The sequence below is a fragment of the Pseudomonas sp. GL93 genome (assembly GCF_003408955.1).
Classification (GTDB): domain Bacteria; phylum Pseudomonadota; class Gammaproteobacteria; order Pseudomonadales; family Pseudomonadaceae; genus Aquipseudomonas; species Aquipseudomonas paracarnis.
Map to the genome: position 1 here is coordinate 33962 of NZ_NKRF01000005.1, position 21374 is coordinate 55335.

At 62.2% G+C, this 21374-nt stretch carries 16 protein-coding genes; 8 read left to right on the plus strand and 8 right to left on the minus strand.

Annotation, left to right across the window (positions count from 1 at the left end; genetic code table 11):
* Positions 1-7 precede the first annotated feature (7 nt).
* The 6 genes from CER19_RS01890 to CER19_RS01915 all read left to right on the plus strand — a co-directional run bounded on the left by CER19_RS01890 (position 8) and on the right by CER19_RS01915 (position 10361).
* On the plus strand, positions 8-1735 hold the full coding sequence (locus tag CER19_RS01890) for an autotransporter assembly complex family protein (RefSeq protein ID WP_116665192.1): 1728 nt from the start codon (positions 8-10) through the stop codon (positions 1733-1735).
* Positions 1735-5421, plus strand: coding sequence for a translocation/assembly module TamB domain-containing protein (locus CER19_RS01895; protein ID WP_178088093.1), 3687 nt, complete (start codon positions 1735-1737; stop codon positions 5419-5421). Before CER19_RS01890 ends, CER19_RS01895 begins: the two co-directional genes overlap by 1 nt.
* A 274-nt stretch (positions 5422-5695) precedes the next feature.
* The gene (locus CER19_RS01900; RefSeq protein ID WP_003192182.1) at positions 5696-6169 is read left to right on the plus strand and encodes a MarR family winged helix-turn-helix transcriptional regulator; all 474 of its coding nucleotides are present in this window, start codon (positions 5696-5698) and stop codon (positions 6167-6169) included.
* Positions 6166-7617 (plus strand): efflux transporter outer membrane subunit, encoded by a 1452-nt coding sequence (locus CER19_RS01905; protein WP_047711171.1) that lies wholly within the window; start codon positions 6166-6168, stop codon positions 7615-7617. Before CER19_RS01900 ends, CER19_RS01905 begins: the two co-directional genes overlap by 4 nt.
* 15 nt (positions 7618-7632) lie before the next feature.
* Positions 7633-8832, plus strand: coding sequence for an efflux RND transporter periplasmic adaptor subunit (locus tag CER19_RS01910; protein ID WP_116665194.1), 1200 nt, complete (start codon positions 7633-7635; stop codon positions 8830-8832).
* The gene (locus tag CER19_RS01915; protein ID WP_116665195.1) at positions 8832-10361 is read left to right on the plus strand and encodes a DHA2 family efflux MFS transporter permease subunit; all 1530 of its coding nucleotides are present in this window, start codon (positions 8832-8834) and stop codon (positions 10359-10361) included. Before CER19_RS01910 ends, CER19_RS01915 begins: the two co-directional genes overlap by 1 nt.
* Positions 10362-10510: 149 nt before the next feature.
* Here the strand turns inward: CER19_RS01915 and lpxH are convergent, their stop codons facing one another.
* On the minus strand, positions 10511-11260 hold the full coding sequence (gene lpxH / locus CER19_RS01920) for a UDP-2,3-diacylglucosamine diphosphatase (protein WP_116665196.1): 750 nt from the start codon (positions 11258-11260) through the stop codon (positions 10511-10513).
* The gene (locus CER19_RS01925; RefSeq protein ID WP_003174772.1) at positions 11257-11760 is read right to left on the minus strand and encodes a peptidylprolyl isomerase; all 504 of its coding nucleotides are present in this window, start codon (positions 11758-11760) and stop codon (positions 11257-11259) included. Before CER19_RS01925 ends, lpxH begins: the two co-directional genes overlap by 4 nt.
* A gap of 238 nt (positions 11761-11998) precedes the next feature.
* Here CER19_RS01925 and CER19_RS01930 point away from each other — a divergent pair, with 238 nt between their 5' ends.
* Together CER19_RS01930 and cysS are read left to right on the plus strand one after the other, a co-directional pair.
* Entirely contained in the window at positions 11999-13699 is a 1701-nt protein-coding gene (locus tag CER19_RS01930; RefSeq protein ID WP_116665197.1) for a glutamine--tRNA ligase/YqeY domain fusion protein, read from the plus strand.
* A 15-nt stretch (positions 13700-13714) separates the two neighbouring features.
* Complete coding sequence (cysS, locus tag CER19_RS01935; RefSeq protein WP_116665198.1) at positions 13715-15097, plus strand: cysteine--tRNA ligase; 1383 nt, start codon at positions 13715-13717, stop codon at positions 15095-15097.
* A gap of 200 nt (positions 15098-15297) precedes the next feature.
* Here the strand turns inward: cysS and CER19_RS01940 are convergent, their stop codons facing one another.
* From CER19_RS01940 to CER19_RS01965, 6 genes are read right to left on the minus strand one after another with little or no spacing between them, the layout of a single operon-like run.
* Positions 15298-15636: a Na+/H+ antiporter subunit G gene (locus CER19_RS01940; RefSeq protein WP_116665199.1), complete on the minus strand. Its 339-nt coding sequence runs from the start codon at positions 15634-15636 to the stop codon at positions 15298-15300.
* The gene (locus CER19_RS01945) at positions 15633-15911 is read right to left on the minus strand and encodes a K+/H+ antiporter subunit F (RefSeq protein WP_003192168.1); all 279 of its coding nucleotides are present in this window, start codon (positions 15909-15911) and stop codon (positions 15633-15635) included. The genes CER19_RS01940 and CER19_RS01945 overlap by 4 nt, the downstream gene beginning before the upstream one ends.
* The gene (locus CER19_RS01950) at positions 15908-16396 is read right to left on the minus strand and encodes a Na+/H+ antiporter subunit E (RefSeq protein ID WP_044267902.1); all 489 of its coding nucleotides are present in this window, start codon (positions 16394-16396) and stop codon (positions 15908-15910) included. Before CER19_RS01950 ends, CER19_RS01945 begins: the two co-directional genes overlap by 4 nt.
* Positions 16393-18075, minus strand: coding sequence for a monovalent cation/H+ antiporter subunit D (locus CER19_RS01955; protein WP_003192165.1), 1683 nt, complete (start codon positions 18073-18075; stop codon positions 16393-16395). Before CER19_RS01955 ends, CER19_RS01950 begins: the two co-directional genes overlap by 4 nt.
* Positions 18072-18416, minus strand: coding sequence for a Na+/H+ antiporter subunit C (locus CER19_RS01960; protein ID WP_003192163.1), 345 nt, complete (start codon positions 18414-18416; stop codon positions 18072-18074). The genes CER19_RS01955 and CER19_RS01960 overlap by 4 nt, the downstream gene beginning before the upstream one ends.
* Positions 18416-21337, minus strand: coding sequence for a monovalent cation/H+ antiporter subunit A (locus CER19_RS01965; protein WP_116665200.1), 2922 nt, complete (start codon positions 21335-21337; stop codon positions 18416-18418). The genes CER19_RS01960 and CER19_RS01965 overlap by 1 nt, the downstream gene beginning before the upstream one ends.
* Positions 21338-21374 lie beyond the last annotated feature (37 nt).

Consider the following 21374-nt stretch of genomic DNA (forward strand, 5'->3'; position numbering starts at 1 on the left):
CGCGCCTATGAAGTTTCCAGGAAGATTTACCAGCGGCTTGATTCTGCTGTTCACAAGCTGCGGCGCATTGGCGCAAAGCGAACTGGACGTGCGGATCAAACCCTCAAACGACGCGCTGAAAGCCAACATCGAAGGCTACATCGGCGGGGTCGGCGATCGTGATGAAGAAGCCTTGCTGCGGTTCAGCCGTGGCGCCGAGGAGCAGGCGCGCAAAGCCGCGCAGGCCTTGGGCTACTATCAGCCACAGATCGCCAGCGAGGTGAAGGGCGGCAAGAACCCGCGCCTGACCCTCACCATCGACCCCGGCGAACCGGTGCATTTGCGCGACGTCACCCTAAGGGTCGATGGCCAGGCCGCGAGCCTCAAGGCTTTTCGCGTGCCCGCCAGCGACGACCTCAAGTCCGGCGCCGTGCTCAACCATGGCCATTACGAAGACGCCAAGCGCCTGATTCAGAACCAGGCCTCGCGCTATGGCTTTTTCAGTGGGCGCTTTACCAGCCAGAAACTTGCCGTAGACCCTCAAGCGGGCGTGGCCGACATCGAACTCATTTACGACAGCGGCACGCGCTACAGCATGGGCAAGGTCAGCTTTACCGGCGACACACCCTTTGATGAAGAGCTGTTGCAGCGCATGGTGCCGTTCAAGCCCGGCACGCCCTATGACTCCGAACTGGTCGCCGAACTCAACCAGAACCTGCAAGCCAGTGGCTTCTTCGAAGGCGTACGCGTGGATGCCAGCCCTACCGCCGCCACCGATGACGTGATCCCGGTCGCGGTGCAACTGGACACCCGCAAACCGCGCACCATGGGCCTGGGCCTGGGTTATTCCACCGACGTCGGCCCACGGGGCAAAGCCAACTGGACGCGCCATTGGGTCAACCCCCAGGGCCACAGTTATGGCTGGGAAGCCGAACTGTCGGCGCCGCGGCAGAACGTCGGGCTGTGGTACGACATCCCGCTCGACCCGCCGCTCACCGACAAATTGCGCTTTGCCGGCGGCTACCAGAATGAAGAGATCGCCAACACCGACACCCTGAGCAAGTTGCTCACCATCGGCCCCGAATGGCACAGCAAGTTGCCCAGTGGCTGGACGCGGGTGATCTCTCTCAAGTACCAGCGCGAAGAATACCGCCTGGGCAATGACTCAGGCCTGAGCAACCTGCTGATGCCAGGCGTGAGTTATTCCTACCTGCGCAGTGACAACCGCATCGACCCGCACCACGGCTACCGCCTGATGTTCGACACCAAGGTCGCCAAAGAGGGCCTGGGGTCCGACACCAACCTGCTTTACGGCACAGCCACCGTCAAAGGCCTGACCACCTTGTGGGACAATCACCGCTTTCTGGGCCGCGCGCAATTTGGCGGCAGTGCCACCAATGGCTACAAATCCGTGCCTCCTTCCTTGCGCTTCTTTGCCGGTGGCGACCAGAGCGTGCGCGGCTACGAGTACCAGACGCTGTCGCCCGAGAACGATAGGGGCGACCGCATCGGTGGCCGCTACATGGTGGCCTTGAGCGCTGAGTATCAATATTCCATCACCGATAAATGGCGTATCGCGACCTTCATCGACCAGGGCAACTCGTTCAACAACCTCGACTTGCCCAGCCTGAAAACTGGCGTGGGCGTCGGCGTGCGCTGGGTCTCCCCGGTGGGGCCGATTCGCCTCGACCTGGCCCATGCCCTCGAAGATCCGGGCGGCGTTCGCTTGCACTTTTCCATGGGGCCTGAGCTGTGATGCGTGGTTTGAAAATAGCGGGGCTGGTGCTGGTTGCCATCCTCGCCTTGCTGTTATTGGCGCTGTGGTCAGTGCTTGGCACCCAGGCGGGCAGTCGTTGGGCCTTGGGCCAGGTGCCAGGTTTGAGCGTGGAAAATTTCCAAGGCCGCCTGGGCGGGCAGTGGCGCGCCGATCATCTGCTATGGCAGCAGGATGGCAGCCGCGTCGAGTTGAATGCGCCGACGTTTGACTGGTCGCCCGGCTGCCTGCTGCGCATGACCCTGTGCATCAACCGACTGGAGGTGGAACAGGTCAGCCTGGAATTCGCTCCCAGTGCCGAAGAGAGCGACAGCGGGCCGATTCAACTGCCCGACCTGAAGCTGCCGGTTGCCCTGCAGTTGGGCGATGTGCGCATTGGCAGCCTGCTGTTCAACGGCAATGAAGAACTCAAGGGCCTGCAACTGGCGGCGCACTGGACTACCGCCGGCCTGCAGATCGACTCGATGCATCTGCAGCGCGACGATCTAATACTGGACCTCGCCGGCCTGCTGCAACCTACCGGCGACTGGCCGCTGAATGCTACCGGCAACCTGAGCTTGCCCTACGCCCCAGGCGGTGCCCCCTGGACGGTCGCGCTCAAGATCGACGGCGACCTGCTCAAAACCCTCAAGCTCGACGCCGACAGCAGCGGCTACCTGCCGGCCAAGCTCACTGGCGAGCTGCAGCCCCTGGTGGAAAACCTTCCGGCGCAGTTGCACATCACCTCCGAGTCGTTCAAACCCAGCGCAGACCTGCCCGATACCCTGCAACTCAACCAACTGGACTTGAGCGCCAAAGGCGACCTGAGCAATGGCTACCAGTTGCTGGGCAAGGCCGTGCTCCCGGCCGAAAAAGGCCCGGTGGATTTACTGCTCAAGGGCAAGGTTGACGCCAAGGGCGCGCAGATCGCCGGCCTGGACCTGACGGCCGGCGACAAGCAAAGCCTCAAGCTCAGTGCCAACCTGGACTGGCAGCAAGGCTTCAGTGCGGACGCCAAGATCGACTGGCTGGATTTTCCCTGGCACCGCCTCTATCCGGCCATCGACGAACCGCAAGTGGCCTTGCGCACCTTCAACGGTGAAATCTCCTATAAAGACGGCAACTACCTGGGCAATCTCAAGGCCGACCTCGACGGCCCGGCGGGCAAGTTCAATGTGGTCACCCCCTTCAGTGGCGACCTCAAGCAGGTCTTCCTGCCTGAGCTGAAACTGAGTGCCGGCCAAGGCAAGGCCGAAGGCCACCTGAACCTGCAATTTGCCGACGGCATTGCCTGGGACACCGCCCTGGATCTGTCGGCGCTGAACCCGGCCTATTGGGTCGCAGAGTTGCCCGGCACTCTGGCCGGGCCGCTGCGCAGCAAAGGCGAGTTCAAAAATGAACAGCTCAAGCTCAACGCCGACCTGGACCTCAAGGGTCGCCTGCGCGGCCAAACCGCCGTGCTCGCGGCCAAGGCCGAAGGCGCCGGCGAACAATGGACTCTCGCCAACCTGGACATCCGCCTGGGCGACAACCGCATCAACGGCAGCGGCAGCCTGCAACAGCGTCTGGCCGGGCAGATCGACATCAAGCTGGCGCGCCTGGCCCAGCTCTGGCCGCAACTGCGTGGGCAAGTCAACGGGCGTGTCGAGGTGGCCGGCACCTTGAAAGCCCCTCAAGGCAAACTCGACCTCAAGGGGCAGCAACTGGCCTTTGCCGACAACCGTCTGCAAAGCCTCAACCTGGACGCCAACCTCGATAGCGCACAACGCGCCAAGCTCGACCTCAAGGCCAGCGGTATTCAAAGCGGCGAGACGCAAGTCGGCAACCTCACCGCCAGCGCCCAGGGCGATATCAAGAGTCAGAAAGTCCAACTGGACCTGACCGGCCCGCTGGTCAAGCTGGCCCTGGCCCTGGACGGCAACCTCGACAAAGACAACTGGCGCGGGCGCCTGGCCAGTGGCGACGTGCAAGCCGGTGGCCAAGACTGGCGGCTGCAAGCCCCGGCGAAGATCGAACGCCTGGCCGATGGCAAGCTAACCTTCGGCGCACACTGTTGGGTCTCCGGCGGCGCCAGCCTGTGTGGTGAAGACCAGCGCCTGATGCCGGAGCCGAAGCTGCGTTACCACCTCAAGCAATTCCCCCTCGAGAGCCTCGCGGCGTTTTTGCCCAAAGACTTTGCCTGGCAGGGCAGGCTCAACGCCGATGTGCAACTCGACCTGCCCCAGAGCGGCCCAAAAGGTGTGGTTGCGGTGGACGCCAGTGGCGGCACCTTGCGCGTGCGTGACAAGGGCCAGTGGTTGGATTTCCCCTACGACACCCTGAAGCTGGAAACCACCCTCAACCCCAAGCGCATCGACGCCCAACTGAATTTCCATGGTGGCAAGCTTGGCGAGTTGTTGCTACAGGCGCAGATTAACCCGCTGCCGAACAACAAGCCGATCACTGGCACGTTCAGCCTCACCGGCCTGGACCTCGCCGTCGCGCGGCCCTTTGTGCCGATGGTGGAAAAACTCAACGGCAAACTCAACGGCAATGGCCGTATCTCCGGCGGCTTGCTCGCGCCCCTGGTCAACGGCAACGTGAACCTAGTGGACGGCGAAGTCTCCGGGCCGGAACTGCCCATCAGCCTCGAGGGCTTGAACCTGCAGGCGCAGATCGCCGGCGAAAGTGTGCAGCTCAACGGCGGCTGGCACAGCGGCAAGGCCGGGCAGGGCAGCCTCAAGGGCCAGATCGACTGGGGCCGCGCCCTGGTGGTCGACCTCAGCCTCAAAGGCTCGCAACTGCCAGTCACCGTGGAGCCCTACGCCAAGCTGGAAGTGGCGCCCGACCTGAAGATCAGCCTCAAGGACGACAAACTGGCGATTGCCGGCAAAGTCCACATCCCCCGTGGCGATATCACCGTGCGCGAATTGCCGCCTTCGACGGTCAAGGTTTCCGACGATACCGTGATCATCGGCAGCCAGACCGAAGAGGGTAAACCGCCGATGGCCATGGCCATGGATATCGACGTAGAGGTGGGTGAAGACCAGCTTAACTTCGCCGGCTTCGGCCTCACCGCCAAGGTCCAGGGCCATGTGCATATCGGCGACAACATGGACACCCGCGGCGAGCTGTGGCTCAACGACGGCCGCTACCGCGCCTACGGCCAACGCCTCAACGTGCGTCGTGCACGGCTGTTGTTTGCCGGGCCGCTGGACCAACCGTTCCTGGATATCGAAGCCGTGCGCGTGGTGGTCGAATCGTCGCGCACCGTGACCGCCGGCATACGCCTGAGCGGCAGCGCTGAACAACCGACCACTCAGATCTTCTCCGAGCCGGCCATGGCCCAGGAAGATGCGCTGTCGTACCTGGTGCTGGGCCGTTCGCGCACCAACACCGGCGAAGACAACAACATGCTCGCCGAAGCCGCCCTGGGCCTGGGCTTGATGGGCAGCGCCGGCGTGACCTCGGATATCGCCAACAAGCTGGGCATCCAGGACTTTGATCTCGACACCCAGGGTACGGGTAACAGCACCGCAGTGGTGGCCAGCGGCAAGATCAACGAGAAGCTCAGCCTGCGTTACGGGGTAGGGGTGTTCGAGCCGGCCAATACCATTGCCTTGCGCTACCTGCTGAGCAAGAAGGTGTACCTGGAAGTGGCCACGGGTGTGGCCAGTTCATTGGATATTTTCTATAAGCGGGATTTCTAAGCCTCGCTCGATCAAAAAATGTAGGAGCGAGCTTGCTCGCGAAAGACGTCAACGATAACGCGTGCATCCTGAACGAACGCGGCGCCTGTGAGTTTTTCGCGAGCAAGCTCGCTCCTACAAAAAGCCTTAACTGGCTCTCCCTGATTTGATTGCTGTCCAAGGCTCTAAGTTACTCAACTACCAAGCAACCTAATTATTCCATTTGACATTCGCTGCCTAAGCAGTAACATCTCGTCACACATTCACTGCCTAGGCAGTAATAAGGTGACTTTCGATGCCTCACTTCACCCCTGACAACTTCCACAACTGCCACCTAGGCCTGTTGCTGGGCCGCGCCGCGATCCTCAAGGACCGCATCATCGACACCCACATGGAACCCCACGGCATCACCGCCGCGCAGTTCAAGGTGTTGATCATCATGGCCCAGTTCGGCGTCGATACCCCGGCGGAGCTGTGCCGCAATCTGTCACTCGATAGCGGCTCGATGACGCGGATGCTCGACCGGCTGGAGCAAAAAGACTTGCTCAGCCGCAAGCGCTCCGAGCTGGATCGCCGCCAGGTGCAGTTGGTGCTGACCACCGAGGGCCAGCGCCTGGCGGACATGCTCCCGCACATCGGCGCCAAGGCCCTGAACCAGTTGGCCGGCGTGCTTGAGCCGGGCGAGCTGGAAACCCTGGAGCGGATCCTGAAGAAAATGCTGATCGCTGCGGGTGACCCCATCACTATCCAGCGGGTAGGTAGATCATGAACACTCGCGCACTCAGCCTGGTGCTGGCGGCGATGACGTTGGCCGGTTGCGCCAATTACAGCGGCCTCGACACCCAGGGCCAGCGCCTCGACGCCAACACCCTGCACACCGGCAAATCCCTCAGCGGCGTGACGCTGTCGAGCGCCGCCTGGCCGGCCGCTGATTGGTGGAAAAGCCTGGGCGACCCACAGCTTGACGGCCTGATCCAGGAAGCCCTGCAAAACAGCCCCGACATGCAAGTCGCCGACGCCCGCGCCCACCAAGCTGAAGCGGCGGCCTATGCCGCCAACGCCGCCCGTATGCCGACGGTGGATGCCAGCGCCGGTGTGAGCCGCTCGCGCCTGGCCAAGGACCAGGACCCCCGCGGGCAGGGCGATGCCTATTCGACCGTGCGTAACATCGGCGCCAGCTTCAACTACAACTTCGACCTCTGGGGCGGCCAGCGCGCCGCCTGGGAAGCGGCGTTGGGCGAGGCCCGTGCTGCCGAAGTCGACCAGCAGGCCGCGCGCCTGACCCTGGCCGCGAACGTGGCCAAGGCCTATAGCGACCTCGGCCAGGCCCATATCGTGCGTGACCTGGCCGTCGATGACCTCAAGCGTACCCGCCAGATGCTCGACCTGAGCAAGCGCCGCCTGAGTTCTGGTATCGACAGCGAATATCAGTACCAGCAGACCGAGAGCCTGGAAGCCAGCTCCCAGTCGCAACTGATTGACGCGGAAAAACAGCTTCAAAGCGCCAAGATCGCGTTGGCTGTGTTGCTCGGCAAAGGCCCGGACCGCGGTGACGAGTTGGCTCGCCCAGCGGTGCTCAAACCCAGCGCCGTGGCCGTGCCGGCCGTGCTGCCTGCCGAGCTGCTCGGTCGTCGCCCGGACCTGGTCGCCGCACGCTGGCGCGTAGAGGCCGCGAGCAAGAACATCGACGCCAGCAAAACCCGCTTCTACCCCAACCTCAACCTGAGCGCGAGCGCAGGCGCCGAGTCGTTGCTGGGCGATGCGATGTTCGGTTCGGCCAGCCGCTTCTTCAATATCGCACCGACGATTTCGCTGCCGATTTTTGATGGCGGCCGCCTGCGCGCCGACCTCGATGCCCGCGACGCCGACTACGACCTGGCCGTGGCCCAGTACAACAAAACCCTGGTGCAAGCCTTGGGTGATATCGGCAACAGCCTTTCGCAATTGCGTGATACGGGCCGGCAGATCCAGGCCCAGCAACACGCGGCCGACATCGCGCAGCAGTCCTACGACACCGGGGTGCAACGCTACAGCTCAGGCATCGGTAACTACCTGGATGTGCTCAGCATCGAGCAGCAACTGCTACAGGCCCAGCGTCAGTTAGCGACCTTGAATGCGGCGCAGATCGACCTGTCGATTCAATTGATGCAGGCCCTGGGTGGCGGGTATCACGCCAACAGCGTGGCCGCGACCACCCCAGCTACACGCACGGAATAATTTGAGGTATTTGTCATGGCCACTGCCGAAAGCACCAACACAACCGAACAACCCAAAGACACCAACCCCCGCAAACGCAAAGTGATGCTGATCGGCCTGGCGCTGATCGTCATTCTGAGTGTGGTGGGCGTGTGGGCCTGGTATGAATTCTACGGGCGCTTTAATGAGAGTACCGACGACGCCTATGTGAACGGCAACGTGGTGGAAATCACCCCGCTGGTCACCGGCACCGTGGTCAGCATTGGCGCCGACGATGGCGACCTGGTGCATGAAGGCCAGGTGCTGATCAACTTCGACCCCAACGACGCCGCCGTCGGCCTGCAGAGTGCCCAGGCCAACCTGGCCCGGACCGTGCGCCAGGTGCGCGGCCTGTACAGCAATGTCGATGGCATGAAAGCCCAGGTCAATGCGCAGAAGGCCGATGTACAGACGGCCCAGGACAACTACAACCGCCGCAAGACGCTGGCCCAGGGCGGCGCAATTTCCCAGGAAGAACTGTCCCACGCCCGCGACAGCCTGACCGCCGCCAAGAACGCCTTGACCAACCTTGAGCAACAACTGAAAACCACCAATGCCCTGGTGGATGACACGGTGATTTCGTCCCATCCCGATGTGCAAGCGGCTGCCGCGCAACTGCGCCAGGCTTACCTGACCAATGCGCGCAGCACCTTGATCGCGCCGGTTACCGGCTATGTGGCCAAGCGCACCGTGCAATTGGGCCAACGCGTGCAGCCGGGCACCGCGCTGATGGCGGTGATCCCGCTGGACCAGCTGTGGAACGACGCCAACTTCAAGGAAACCCAACTGCGGGATATGCGCATCGGTCAGCCGGTGGATATCGAGTCGGACATCTACGGCAGCGACGTGAAGTACAGCGGCACCGTCGACAGCCTTGGCGCGGGCACCGGCAGCGCGTTCGCCTTGCTGCCCGCGCAAAACGCCACCGGCAACTGGATCAAGATCGTGCAGCGGGTACCGGTGCGCATCCATATCAACGCCGAAGAGCTGGCCAAGCACCCGCTGCGAGTGGGCTTGAGCACCGTGGTCAACGTAGACCTGCACGATCAGAGCGGCCCGGTGCTGGCGCAACAGGCGCCGCAAAAAGCCTCGTTCACCACCAACGTGTATGACCGCCAATTGGCCGAAGCCGATGCCATGATCAACCAGTTGATCCATGACAACAGCGTCGCCGCTCCCAAGGCTGCGCAACGCTGATGAGCAATAACGCCTCGTTCACGCCGCCCAGCCTGTTGATGGCCACTATCGGGCTGTCGCTGGCGACTTTTATGCAGGTGCTCGACACCACCATCGCCAACGTGGCGTTGCCGACTATCTCCGGCAACCTGGGGGTGAGTTCGGAGCAGGGCACCTGGGTGATCACCTCGTTTGCGGTGAGCAACGCCATCGCCTTGCCGCTCACCGGCTGGTTGAGCCGACGCTTCGGCGAGGTGAAGCTGTTCCTGTGGGCGACCATCCTGTTTGTGCTGGCGTCGTTCCTCTGCGGGATTTCCACCTCGATGCCCGAGCTGATCGGCTTTCGGGTGCTGCAAGGCTTGGTCGCCGGGCCGTTGTACCCGATGACGCAGACGCTGTTGATTGCGGTCTCCCCGCCGGCCAAGCGCGGCATGGCCTTGGCGTTGCTGGCGATGGTTACGGTGGTGGCGCCGATTGCAGGTCCCATCCTCGGTGGCTGGATCACCGACAGCTACAGTTGGCCGTGGATCTTTTTCATCAACGTGCCCATCGGTATCTTCGCGGTGATGGTGGTGCGTGCGCAGCTGAAAAAGCGCCCGGTGGTCACCAGCTACCAGCCGATGGACTACGTTGGGCTGCTGAGCCTGATTGTCGGGGTGGGGGCCTTGCAGATCATCCTCGACAAGGGCAATGACCTGGACTGGTTCGAGTCCAACTTCATCATCATCGGTGCGGCCATTTCGGTGATTGCCCTGGCGGTGTTCGTGATCTGGGAAATGACCGACAAGCACCCCGTGGTCAACCTGCGGCTGTTCGCGCACCGTAACTTCCGTATCGGCACCATTGTGTTGATCCTCGGTTATGCGGGCTTTTTCGGCATCAACCTGATCCTGCCCCAGTGGCTGCAAACCCAGATGGGCTATACCGCCACCTGGGCCGGGCTGGCGGTGGCGCCGATCGGCATTCTACCGGTGCTGATGTCGCCGTTCGTGGGCAAGTACGCGCACAAGTTCGACCTGCGCCTGCTGGCGGGTCTGGCGTTCCTGGCGATTGGCTTGAGCTGCTTCATGCGCGCCGGTTTCACCAACGAAGTGGACTTCACCCACATCGCCATGGTGCAGCTGTTCATGGGCATCGGCGTGGCGCTGTTCTTCATGCCGACCTTGAGCATCCTGATGTCCGACCTGCCACCGCACCAGATTGCCGACGGTGCCGGGCTTGCGACCTTTCTGCGCACCTTGGGCGGTAGCTTCGCGGCCTCGCTGACCACCTGGATCTGGATCCGCCGGGCCGACCAGCACCATGCCTACATGAGCGAGAACATGACCGTCTACGACTCGTCCACCCGCGATGCCTTGCAGGCGCTGGGTGGGGCAGGGCAGAAGGCCTATACCCAGCTGGACCAGATTCTCACCAGCCAGGCGTACATGATGTCCACCGTGGATTACTTCACGTTGCTGGGGTGGATGTTCATGGGCTTGATGTTGCTGGTGTGGCTGGCCAAGCCGCCGTTTACCGCAAAGGCCGGGCCTGCGGCGTCGGGGCACTGATCATAAGGTCAGCGCGGTTCCTGTGGGAGCTGGCTTGTGTGGGAGCTGGCTTGCCTGCGATAGCATCACCTCGGTGCATCTGATACACCGAGGTGTCTGCATCGCAGGCAAGCCAGCTCCCACAGGTTGATCGGTGTCGTGTCGCAGGGTTATGCGCCTGGCAATGCCAACTGCGGATTGACGAAGTCAAACGCCGCCAGTTGAAAGCCTTGCTCATCCACTTGCAACGCCCACCCTTGCTTGTCCCAGTCCCCCAGCACAATGCGCTTGGCCGCCTGGTCGCCGATCTGCAACTTATGGATGGCGGGGCGGTGGGTATGGCCGTGGACCAGGGTGCGCACGCCGAAGTGCTGCATCACCCGTGGCACTTCTTCAGGGGTGACATCGACAATGTCGTTGGCCTTCATGCGCACTTGAGCACTGCTCTCACTGCGCAGCTTGCGCGCCAGTTTGTGTCGGGTGCCCAAGGGCAGGTGGCGCAGGATAAACAGCACAATCGGGTTACGCAGGATGCGCCGCAGCTTCATATAGCCGAGGTCGCGGGTGCAGAGGCTGTCGCCGTGCATCAACAGCACAGGCTCGCCATACAACTGCACGACCGTCGGGTCCTTGAGCAAGGTGGCGCCTGCCGCTTTGCAGAACGCCTTGCCGATCAGGAAATCGCGGTTGCCGTGCATGATGAAAATCGGGGTGCCGCTGTCGCTCAGCTCACGCAGAGCCTCACAGATGGAACGCTGGAAGGGGGTCATGCCATCGTCGCCAATCCAGGCTTCAAAGAAGTCGCCCAGAATGTACAACGCCTGGGCGCCACGGGCGCGGCCGTGGAGCAGATCCAGAAACGCCCGGGTAATGTCCGGGCGCTCCTCTTCCAGATGCAAATCTGAAATCAGTAATATCACCCAACGATCTCGGCTTTCTCGACGATCACGTCTTCGGCTGGAACGTCCTGGTGACCGGCCTTGGAGGTGGTGGACACGCCTTTGATTTTGTCGACAACGTCGGTGCCTTCGGTGACTTTACCGAACACCGCGTAGCCCCAACCCTGCACGTTCTTGCCGCTGTGGTTGAGGAAGGCGTTGTCGGCGACGTTGATGAAGAACTGCGCGGAGGCCGAATGCGGCTCCATGGTACGGGCCATGGCGACGGTGTACTTGTCGTTGGAAAGGCCGTTGTCCGCTTCGTTCTGGATGCTTGGACGCTTGTCTTTCTTCTCTTTCATGCCTGGCTCGAAACCGCCGCCCTGGATCATGAAGTTGCCGATGACACGGTGGAAAACGGTGTTTTCGTAGTGGCCGGCTTTCACGTATTCGATGAAGTTGGCGACGGTGATCGGCGCTTTCTCGGCGTTCAGCTCGATGACGATGTCACCGTGGTTGGTGGTCAGTTTGACTTGAGTCATGTTCACTACTCTTTTCAGGGAATTCGTGGGTGTGGGCGCCTGGGCACCTTACCTGTCTGGCTAAACGTTGGCCAAGGCGCGCAGTTTAGCGTGCCCGGCAGGAATTTCGAGGTGGTTTTTTACCAGTGGTGCGTTAAATGCACCTGAGCCCTGTCAGCGCCTTGACAGCATCAGCTATGATAAGCCCTTTGTTTTGTCTGGCCCCAACCGGCCATGAACCTGTCTGTTCAAGGATCCTATGAGCAAGCCCACTGTCGACCCTACCTCGAATACCAAGGCCGGACCTGCCGTCCCGGTCAATTTCCTGCGCCCGATCATCCAGGCGGACCTGGATTCGGGCAAGCACACGCAGATCGTCACCCGTTTCCCGCCAGAGCCCAACGGCTACCTGCACATCGGCCACGCCAAGTCGATCTGTGTGAACTTCGGCCTGGCCCAGGAGTTCGGTGGCGTCACGCACCTGCGTTTCGACGACACCAACCCGGCCAAGGAAGACCAGGAATACATCGACGCCATCGAAAGCGACATCAAGTGGCTGGGCTTCGAATGGTCCGGTGAAGTGCGCTATGCCTCCAAGTATTTCGACCAGTTGTTCGACTGGGCTGTCGAGCTGATCAAGGCCGGCAAGGCCTATGTGGACGACCTGACCCCGGAGCAGGCCAAGGAGTACCGTGGCACGCTGACCGAGCCGGGCAAGAACAGCCCGTTCCGCGACCGTTCGGTGGAAGAGAACCTGGACTGGTTCAACCGTATGCGCGCCGGTGAGTTCCCGGACGGCGCCCGCGTGCTGCGCGCCAAGATCGACATGGCCTCGCCGAACATGAACCTGCGCGACCCGATCATGTACCGCATCCGCCATGCCCACCACCACCAGACCGGTGACAAGTGGTGCATCTACCCCAACTACGACTTCACCCACGGCCAGTCGGACGCCATCGAAGGTATCACCCACTCCATCTGCACCCTGGAGTTCGAAAGCCATCGTCCGCTGTACGAATGGTTCCTGGACAGCCTGCCGGTCCCGGCGCACCCGCGTCAGTACGAGTTCAGCCGGCTGAACCTGAACTACACCATCACCAGCAAGCGCAAGCTCAAGCAACTGGTCGATGAAAAACACGTACATGGCTGGGATGACCCGCGCATGTCCACACTGTCGGGCTTCCGTCGCCGTGGCTACACCCCGGCGTCGATCCGCAACTTCTGCGACATGGTCGGCACCAACCGCTCCGACGGCGTGGTCGATTTCGGCATGCTCGAATTCAGCATCCGTCAGGACCTGGATGCCAATGCACCGCGCGCCATGTGCGTGCTGCGTCCGTTGAAAGTCGTGATCACCAATTACCCGGAAGGCCAGGTCGAGAACCTCGAACTGCCGCGTCATCCGCAAAAAGAAGAACTCGGCGTGCGCAAGTTGCCATTCGCCCGGGAAATCTACATCGACCGTGACGACTTCATGGAAGAGCCGCCAAAAGGCTACAAGCGCCTGGAGCCGAACGGCGAAGTGCGCCTGCGCGGCAGCTACGTGATCCGCGCTGACGAAGCGATCAAGGACGCCGACGGCAACATCGTCGAGCTGCGTTGCTCCTACGACCCGGACACCCTGGGCAAGAACCCAGAAGGCCGCAAGGTCAAGGGCGTGGTCCACTGGGTGCCGGCCGCTGCCAGCATCGAGTGCGAAGTGCGCCTGTACGATCGTCTGTTCCGCTCGCCAAACCCTGAGAAGGCCGAAGACAGCGCGAGTTTCCTCGACAACATCAACCCTGACTCCCTGCAAGTACTCACTGGTTGTCGTGCCGAACCCTCCTTGGGCAACGCACAGCCGGAAGACCGTTTCCAGTTCGAGCGCGAAGGCTACTTCTGCGCAGATATCAAAGACTCGAAACCTGGTGCTCCGGTATTCAACCGTACCGTGACCTTGCGAGATTCGTGGGGCCAGTGATTTAAGGGAAACATCGTGCTAACGATCTACAACACGCTCAGCAAGACCAAAGAAGTCTTCAAGCCACTGGACGGCAACAAGGTGCGCATGTACGTGTGCGGCATGACCGTGTACGACTACTGCCACATCGGCCACGGCCGCAGCATGGTTGCCTTCGACCTGGTGACCCGCTGGTTGCGTTTCAGTGGCTATGACTTGACGTACGTGCGCAACATCACCGACATCGACGACAAGATCATCAATCGTGCCAACGAAAACGGCGAGGCGTTCGATGCGCTGACCGAGCGCATGATCGCCGCCATGCACGAGGACGAGGCGCGCCTCAACATCCTCAAACCGGACATGGAGCCGCGTGCCACGGACCACATCCCGGGCATGCATGCGATGATCCAGACCTTGATCGACAAGGGCTACGCCTACGCCCCAGGCAACGGCGACGTGTACTACCGCGTCGCCAAGTTCATGGGCTACGGCAAGCTGTCGCGCAAAAAGATCGAAGACCTGCGCATCGGCGCGCGTATTGAAGTCGACGAAGCCAAGCAAGACCCGCTCGACTTCGTGCTGTGGAAAGCCACCAAGCCCGGCGAGCCGAGCTGGGAGTCGCCCTGGGGCGCCGGGCGTCCGGGCTGGCACATCGAATGCTCGGTGATGTCCACCTGCTGCCTGGGCGAGACCTTCGACATTCATGGCGGCGGCAGCGACCTGGAGTTCCCGCACCACGAAAACGAAATCGCCCAGAGCGAAGCCGCCACCGGCAAGACCTACGCCAACGCCTGGATGCACTGCGGCATGATCCGCATCAATGGCGAGAAGATGTCCAAGTCCTTGAACAACTTCTTCACCATCCGCGACGTGCTGGAAAAGTACCACCCGGAAGTGGTGCGCTACCTGCTGGTGTCCAGCCACTACCGCAGCGCCATCAACTACTCCGAAGACAACCTCAAGGACGCCAAGGGCGCCCTGGAACGTTTCTACCACGCGTTGAAAGGCTTGCCCGCGGTGGCGCCTGCAGGCGGCGAAGCCTTCGTTGCACGCTTCACCGAAGTGATGAACGACGACTTCGGCACCCCGGAAGCCTGCGCCGTGCTGTTTGAGATGGTGCGCGAGATCAACCGCTTGCGCGAGACTGATCTCGACGCGGCAGCGGGCCTGGCGGCACGCCTGAAAGAACTGGCCAGCGTGCTGGGTGTGTTGCAGATGGAAGCCGATGACTTCCTGCAGGCTGGTGCTGAAGGGCGCGTGGATGCGGCGCAAGTGGATGCGTTGATTCAGGCGCGTTTGGCTGCTCGTGCCGGTAAAGACTGGGCGGAGTCTGATCGTATCCGTGACCAACTGACCGCGATGGGTGTGGTGTTGGAAGACGGGAAGGGTGGGACGACGTGGCGGTTGGCTGACTGACCGTTGAAAGCTGCACGCTGAATAAAAAACGCCCCGACTGGTTCGGGGCGTTTTTTTGCACACTGTTTAACGTTTCACTCGATCCACTGTGGGAGCTGGCTTGCCTGCGATAGCGTAAGTTCAGTCAATGATGCTGTAACTGATAAACCGCTATCGCAGGCAAGCCAGCTCCCACATTTTTACTGCATTCGTTTGAAGAATCAGCGGCGGCTGCTGACTTCGGCGGGGACGTCATCACCGGCCATGCGTTTGCGGAACAGGGCCGTGCGCGCCAGGAGCAGTGTGGTGACCGGCACGGTGATCGCGAGCAAAATCGGAATCAACCAGCCATGCAATATCGGCCCGGATTTGAGTACTGAAAAGTAGATGATCGACGCCAACGCCACACTCCATGCCCCCAACGTCGAGGCCAGCGCCGGCGGGTGCATGCGTTGGAAAAATTCTTTCATCCGCAGCAAGCCAATCGCGCCAATCAAGGCAAAAAGGCTGCTGAGCAACAGCAACGCCGCCACGATAATTTCAACCCATAACGGCATCATTCAATCACCTCGCCACGCAGCAGGAATTTGGCCAGGGCGAACGAGCCGACGAAGCCGAACAGCGCGATCAGCAGCGCCGCTTCAAAGTAGGTGTCACTGGCATAGCGAATACCCAGGGTCAGCATCATCAGCATCGCCAGGATGTACAGGTAGTCCAGCGCCAGTACCCGGTCTTGCGCGGATGGGCCTTTGAACAGGCGGACCAGGGTCAGCACCATCGCCAGGGAGAACAGGAACAGGCTGAACAGGATCGCATTGGCGAGCAGGGCGCTCATTCGAAGATCTCCATCAGGGGCCGTTCGTAGGCGTGCTTGAATTGCTGGATAAACGAGGCTTCGTCATCCAGGTCGAAGACGTGCAGCAGCAGGATGCTGCGGTCCAGGGCCAGTTCCGACCAGACGGTGCCGGGGGTCACGCTGGTGATCATCGCCAGCACAGCCAGGCCGTTGGCGTCGCGCAGGTCCAGGGGGATCTTGATAAAGCGCGAGCGCGGTGGGCGTGAGCCGCAAGTGAGTACGCCCCAGGCCACGTGCAGGTTGGAGATGATCACATCGAGGCCGACCCGGAAAAACAGGCGGATGATCACCCCAGGGCGGCGGATGCGGATCGGCAGCGGGCGCAGCGGTGCCATCAGCAGTGGCGCGAGAAAACCCAGCAGTGCGCCCAGCAGCAGGTTGCCGGGGCTGATCGACAGGTTCAGCACCAGCCACAATACCCACAACGCCAACGACAGCCAGGGGGCAGGGAACAGACGTTTCATGGCTGCACCTCCAGAGCGGCGGCCTTGGCTTCAGGGCTGGGCACTGGCCGGGTCGCGAGCACTGCCATCACGTAGTGTTCCGGGTTGTTCAGGCTTTCGGCGGTGGCCTGGGTGTAGCGCATCAGCGCCTCGGCCTTGAAGGTCAGCGCGATGCTCAACCCCAGCAGCAGGAAGATCGGCACACACTCGTAGCGGCGCAGCAGCGGTGATGGGCGTTCTTCCGGGGTCCAGAAGCGCTGGATGCCGAGGCGGGCGAAAGCGATGAGCGAGGCCAGGCCAGAGAGAATCAGCAGCGCCACCAGGCCCCAGGCCGCCGGGCGGATCGATTCGTCCACGGCGTTGCCCAGGCCCAGTGGGTTGATCAGCGCGCTCAACAGGCTGAGCTTGCCGATAAACCCGGACAGCGGCGGCATGCCGATAATCAGTAGCGCGCAGGCGATAAAGCTCAGGCCGAGGAAGGCCATGGTCCAGGGGATGACCTGTCCGATCACTGCTTTTTGCTCATCGTCCAGGTTCACGCCCGGGCGCGGATGCAGCGATTCCATGGCTTTGGGCAGCGCATCAATCTCCTCATCCAGCGGCAGGTCGTTGGCCGAACGCGAACGCTCGATCAGCTCCGCCAGCAAAAACAGCGCGCTCAGTGCGAGGGTTGAACTGACCAGATAGAACAGCGCCCCAGCGGTCAGGCTCGGCTGGGCAAACCCTACCGCTGACAGCAGGATCCCGGCCGACACCAGGATACTCAGGCTGGCCATGCGCTCCAGGCGCTGCGCCGCCACCATCGCCAGTGCCGCGCAAATGATGGTTGCCATGCCGCCATACACCAGCCAGTCGCCGCCAAACAGCGCCGAGGCGCCGGCCTGGCCGGAGAACAGCAGGGTCCACAGGCGCAGCACGGTGTACACGCCGACCTTGGTCATGATCGCGAACATTGCCGCCACCGGCGCGCTGGCCGAGGAATAGGCGGGCGCCAGCCAGAAGTTCAGCGGCCACATGCCGGCCTTGGCCAGGAACGCCGTAGCCAGGATCGCTGCACCAGCATGCAACAGGCCGCGATCGGCCTCCGGCACCAGCGGTATTTTCAACGCCAGGTCGGCGAAGTTCAGCGTACCGGTGACGCCGTAGATCATCGCCGCGCCGATCAGGAACAGCGACGACGCCAGCAAGTTGATCGCAATGTAATGCAGCCCCGACGACACTCGCGCGCGGCCGGAACCGTGCAGCATCAGGCCGTAGGAGGCGGCCAGCAGCACCTCGAAGAACACGAACAGGTTGAACAGGTCGGCCGTGAGGAAGGCGCCATACAGCCCCATCAGTTGGATCTGGAACAGGGCATGGAAGCTGGTGCCCGCACGGTCCCAGCGGGCCATGGCGAACAGCAGCGCGCTGACGCCGATAACCCCGGTAAGCACCAGCATCATCGCCGACAGTTGGTCCACCACCAGGACGATGCCGAACGGCACCTGCCAGTTGCCCGGCAGGTACACGCCAATGGAGCCGGGGCCGCCTTGTTGCGTCCAGTACAACAGCAGGATGGCCACGCCCAGGCCGACGATGCTGGAGCACAGATTGATCTGGGCTTTCAGCGGGCGGCGTTTCTCGCCCAGCATCAGCATCAGCCCGGCGGTGAGCAGCGGCAGCAGGATCGGCGCGACGATCAGTTGATTCATCCACGTCATTCCTTGGGCTCCCGGCCGTCTACATGGTCAGTGCCGGTGAGGCCCCGGGATGCCAGCAGCACCACCAGGAACAACGCGGTCATGGCGAAGCTGATCACGATGGCCGTGAGCACCAGGGCCTGGGGCAGTGGGTCGGTGTAGTTGAGCAGGTCTTGGGGCACGCCGTCCTTGATGATCGGCTCCTTGCCGATAAACAGGCTGCCCATGCTGAAGATGAACAGGTTGACCCCGTAAGACAGCAGGCACAAACCCATCACCACCTGGAACGTCCGTGGCCGCAGGATCAACCAGACGCCAGAGGCCGCCAGGACCCCAATGGCTATTGCGATGACTTCTTCCATCAGGCGGCTCCTTCGGTTGCAGCAACCACTTTGGGCTGGTTGCTCGGTTTATGCGCGCGCACCGACTGGTGGCCGAGGGCGGTGAGCATCAACAGGGTCGAGCCCACGACCATGGCGTACACGCCGACGTCAAAGAACAGCGCACTGGCGATATGGATATCGCCCAGTAGCGGCAGGCTGAAATGCCAGGTATGCGTAGTGAGGAACGGGTACCCGGCGAACAGCGCGCCCAGCCCGGTCAAGGTGGCCGACAGCAGGCCGAAGCCCATCCAGCGCATCGGCCGCAGGCTCATCTGCGCCTCGACCCACTGGGTACCGGCGACCATGTATTGCAGGATAAACGCCACCGACATCACCAGCCCGGCGACGAAGCCACCCCCAGGTTGGTTGTGGCCGCGCAGGAACAGATAGAACGACACCACCAGCGCAATCGGCAGCAGCAGGCGTACCAGCACCGCCGGCACCATCATAAAGCCCAGGGCGGTGTCACTGGCCTGGCGCGGGTTGACCAGGTCGGTGGCCACGTCCGGCGCCAGTTGGCGCTGTTGGGGTGGCAACTCCATGCTTTCCTTGGACGGGCGGAAGCGGCGCAGCAAGGCGTACACGGTCAAGGCCACGGCGCCCAGTACGGTGATTTCGCCCAGGGTGTCGAAGCCACGGAAGTCCACCAGCATCACGTTCACCACATTGCTGCCGCCGCCTTCGGGCAGGGCACGGCTTAAGTAGAACGAGGAGATATCGTTGGGCGTCTGGCGGGTCAGCATCGCGTAGGACAACAGCGCCATGCCGCCGCCGACTACGGTGGACAGCAGCAAGTCGCGCACCCGGCGAATTCGCGCCTTGCGCAAGGTGTTGGGCAATGGCCAAACCTCCTCGATACGCCGTGGCAGCCAGCGCAGGCCAAGCAGGATCAACACGGTAGTGACCACTTCCACCACCAATTGGGTGAGGGCCAGGTCCGGCGCCGAGAACCACACGAAGGTGACGCAGGTCATCAGGCCGCACACGCTGACCATGGTCAGGGCCGCCAGCCGGTGGTACTTGGCTTGCCAGGCGGCGCCGAGGGCGCAGGCAATCGCCAGCAACCACAGGGTGACGAAGACGATGGAACCCGGGATTTTCGGGCGGTCGCCCCAACTGAGGCCACTGTTTAGCATCGGGATCATCGCGCCGATCACCGCCAGCAGCACCAACAGGAACAACTGGGTTTGCAGGCGCTTGGTGCTGATGCGTTTCTCGATGCGGCGCACACCGCGCATCATCACCACCAGGCAGCGCTCGAACCCGCGCTTGCCGTTGAAGTAGCCAATCAGCGGCGGGTATTCGAAGCGGCCACGCTTGAGTTGCTTGCGCAGCAGCAGGTACAGCACCACGCCGCCGGTCATCGCCACCAGGCTCATGATCATCGGTGCGTTCCAGCCGTGCCAGATCGCCAGGCTATATTCCGGTAGCGTACCGCCCACCACCGGCAGGGCGGCAGCGGCGAGGATCGAGCCGACCACCTGGGCCGGGAAAATCCCCACCAGCAGGCAGGTGAACACCAACAGCTCGACCGGTGCACGCATCCAGCGCGGCGGCTCGTGGGGCGTGTGCGGCAAGTCCGTGGCGGGCGGGCCGAAGAACACATCCACGGTAAAACGCAAGGCATAGGCCACGCTGAACGTACCGGCGATGGTCGCGATCAGCGGCAGGGCGATTTCCACCCACTGGGTCGACGAGATAAACACGGTTTCGGCAAAGAACATCTCTTTGGACAGGAAGCCATTGAGCAACGGCACCCCGGCCATGGACGCACTGGCGACCATCGCCAGGGTCGCGGTAAACGGGATCAGGCGCACCAGCCCACTAAGCTTGCGGATATCCCGCGTGCCGCTTTCGTGGTCGATGATGCCCGCGGCCATGAACAGCGAAGCTTTGAAGGTGGCGTGGTTGAGAATGTGGAATACAGCGGCAACTGCGGCCAGTGGGCTGTTGAGGCCCAGCAGCAGGGTGATCAGCCCGAGGTGGCTGATGGTGGAATAGGCCAGCAGGCCCTTGAGATCGTTTTGAAACATGGCGCAGTAAGCGCCGAGGAGGAGAGTGAGGGCGCCGGCACCGCCGACGATCCAGAACCATTCTTCGCTGCCGGACAGCGACGGCCACAGGCGGGCCAGCAGGAACACGCCGGCCTTCACCATCGTCGCCGAGTGCAGGTAGGCCGAAACCGGCGTCGGCGCCGCCATGGCGTGGGGCAGCCAGAAATGGAAGGGGAACTGCGCGCTTTTGCTCAAGGCGCCGATCAGCACCAGGGCGAGCATGACCGGGTACAGCGAATGCGCGCGAATCTGATCGCCCGCCGCCAGCACCTGGTCCAGGTCATAGCTGCCGACGATATGCCCCAGCAGCATCACCCCCGCCAACAGGCACAGGCCGCCTGCGCCGGTGACCATCAGCGCCATATACGCCCCGCGTCGCGCATCGGCACGGTGGTGCCAATAGCCGATCAGCAGGAACGAGAACAGGCTGGTCAGTTCCCAGAAGAATACGATCTGGATCAGGTTGCCGGAGATCACCAGGCCAAGCATGGCGCCCATGAACGCCAGGAAAAACGCAAAGAAACGCGGCACCGGGTCGTCCGGCGACATGTAGTAGCGCGCATACAGCGACACCAGCGTGCCGATGCCCAGCACCAGCATCGAGAACAGCCAGGCAAACCCATCCATGCGCAACACGAAGTTCAGCCCCAGGCTGGGCAACCACATGAATTCTTCGCGTATCACGCCACCGTGGGCGATCTGGGGGTAGAGCAGGGCGACTTGAATAGTACCGACCAGTGCCACAAGGCCGGCCAACAGGGATTCGGTGTTACGTGCGTTATGCGGCAGCAAGGCCGCCAGACAGCTGCCGATAAAAGGCAGAAGCAGTAGAACTATCAGGGACATAGGCTTCTAATCTGCGGGAGTTTGGGATGCATCATAC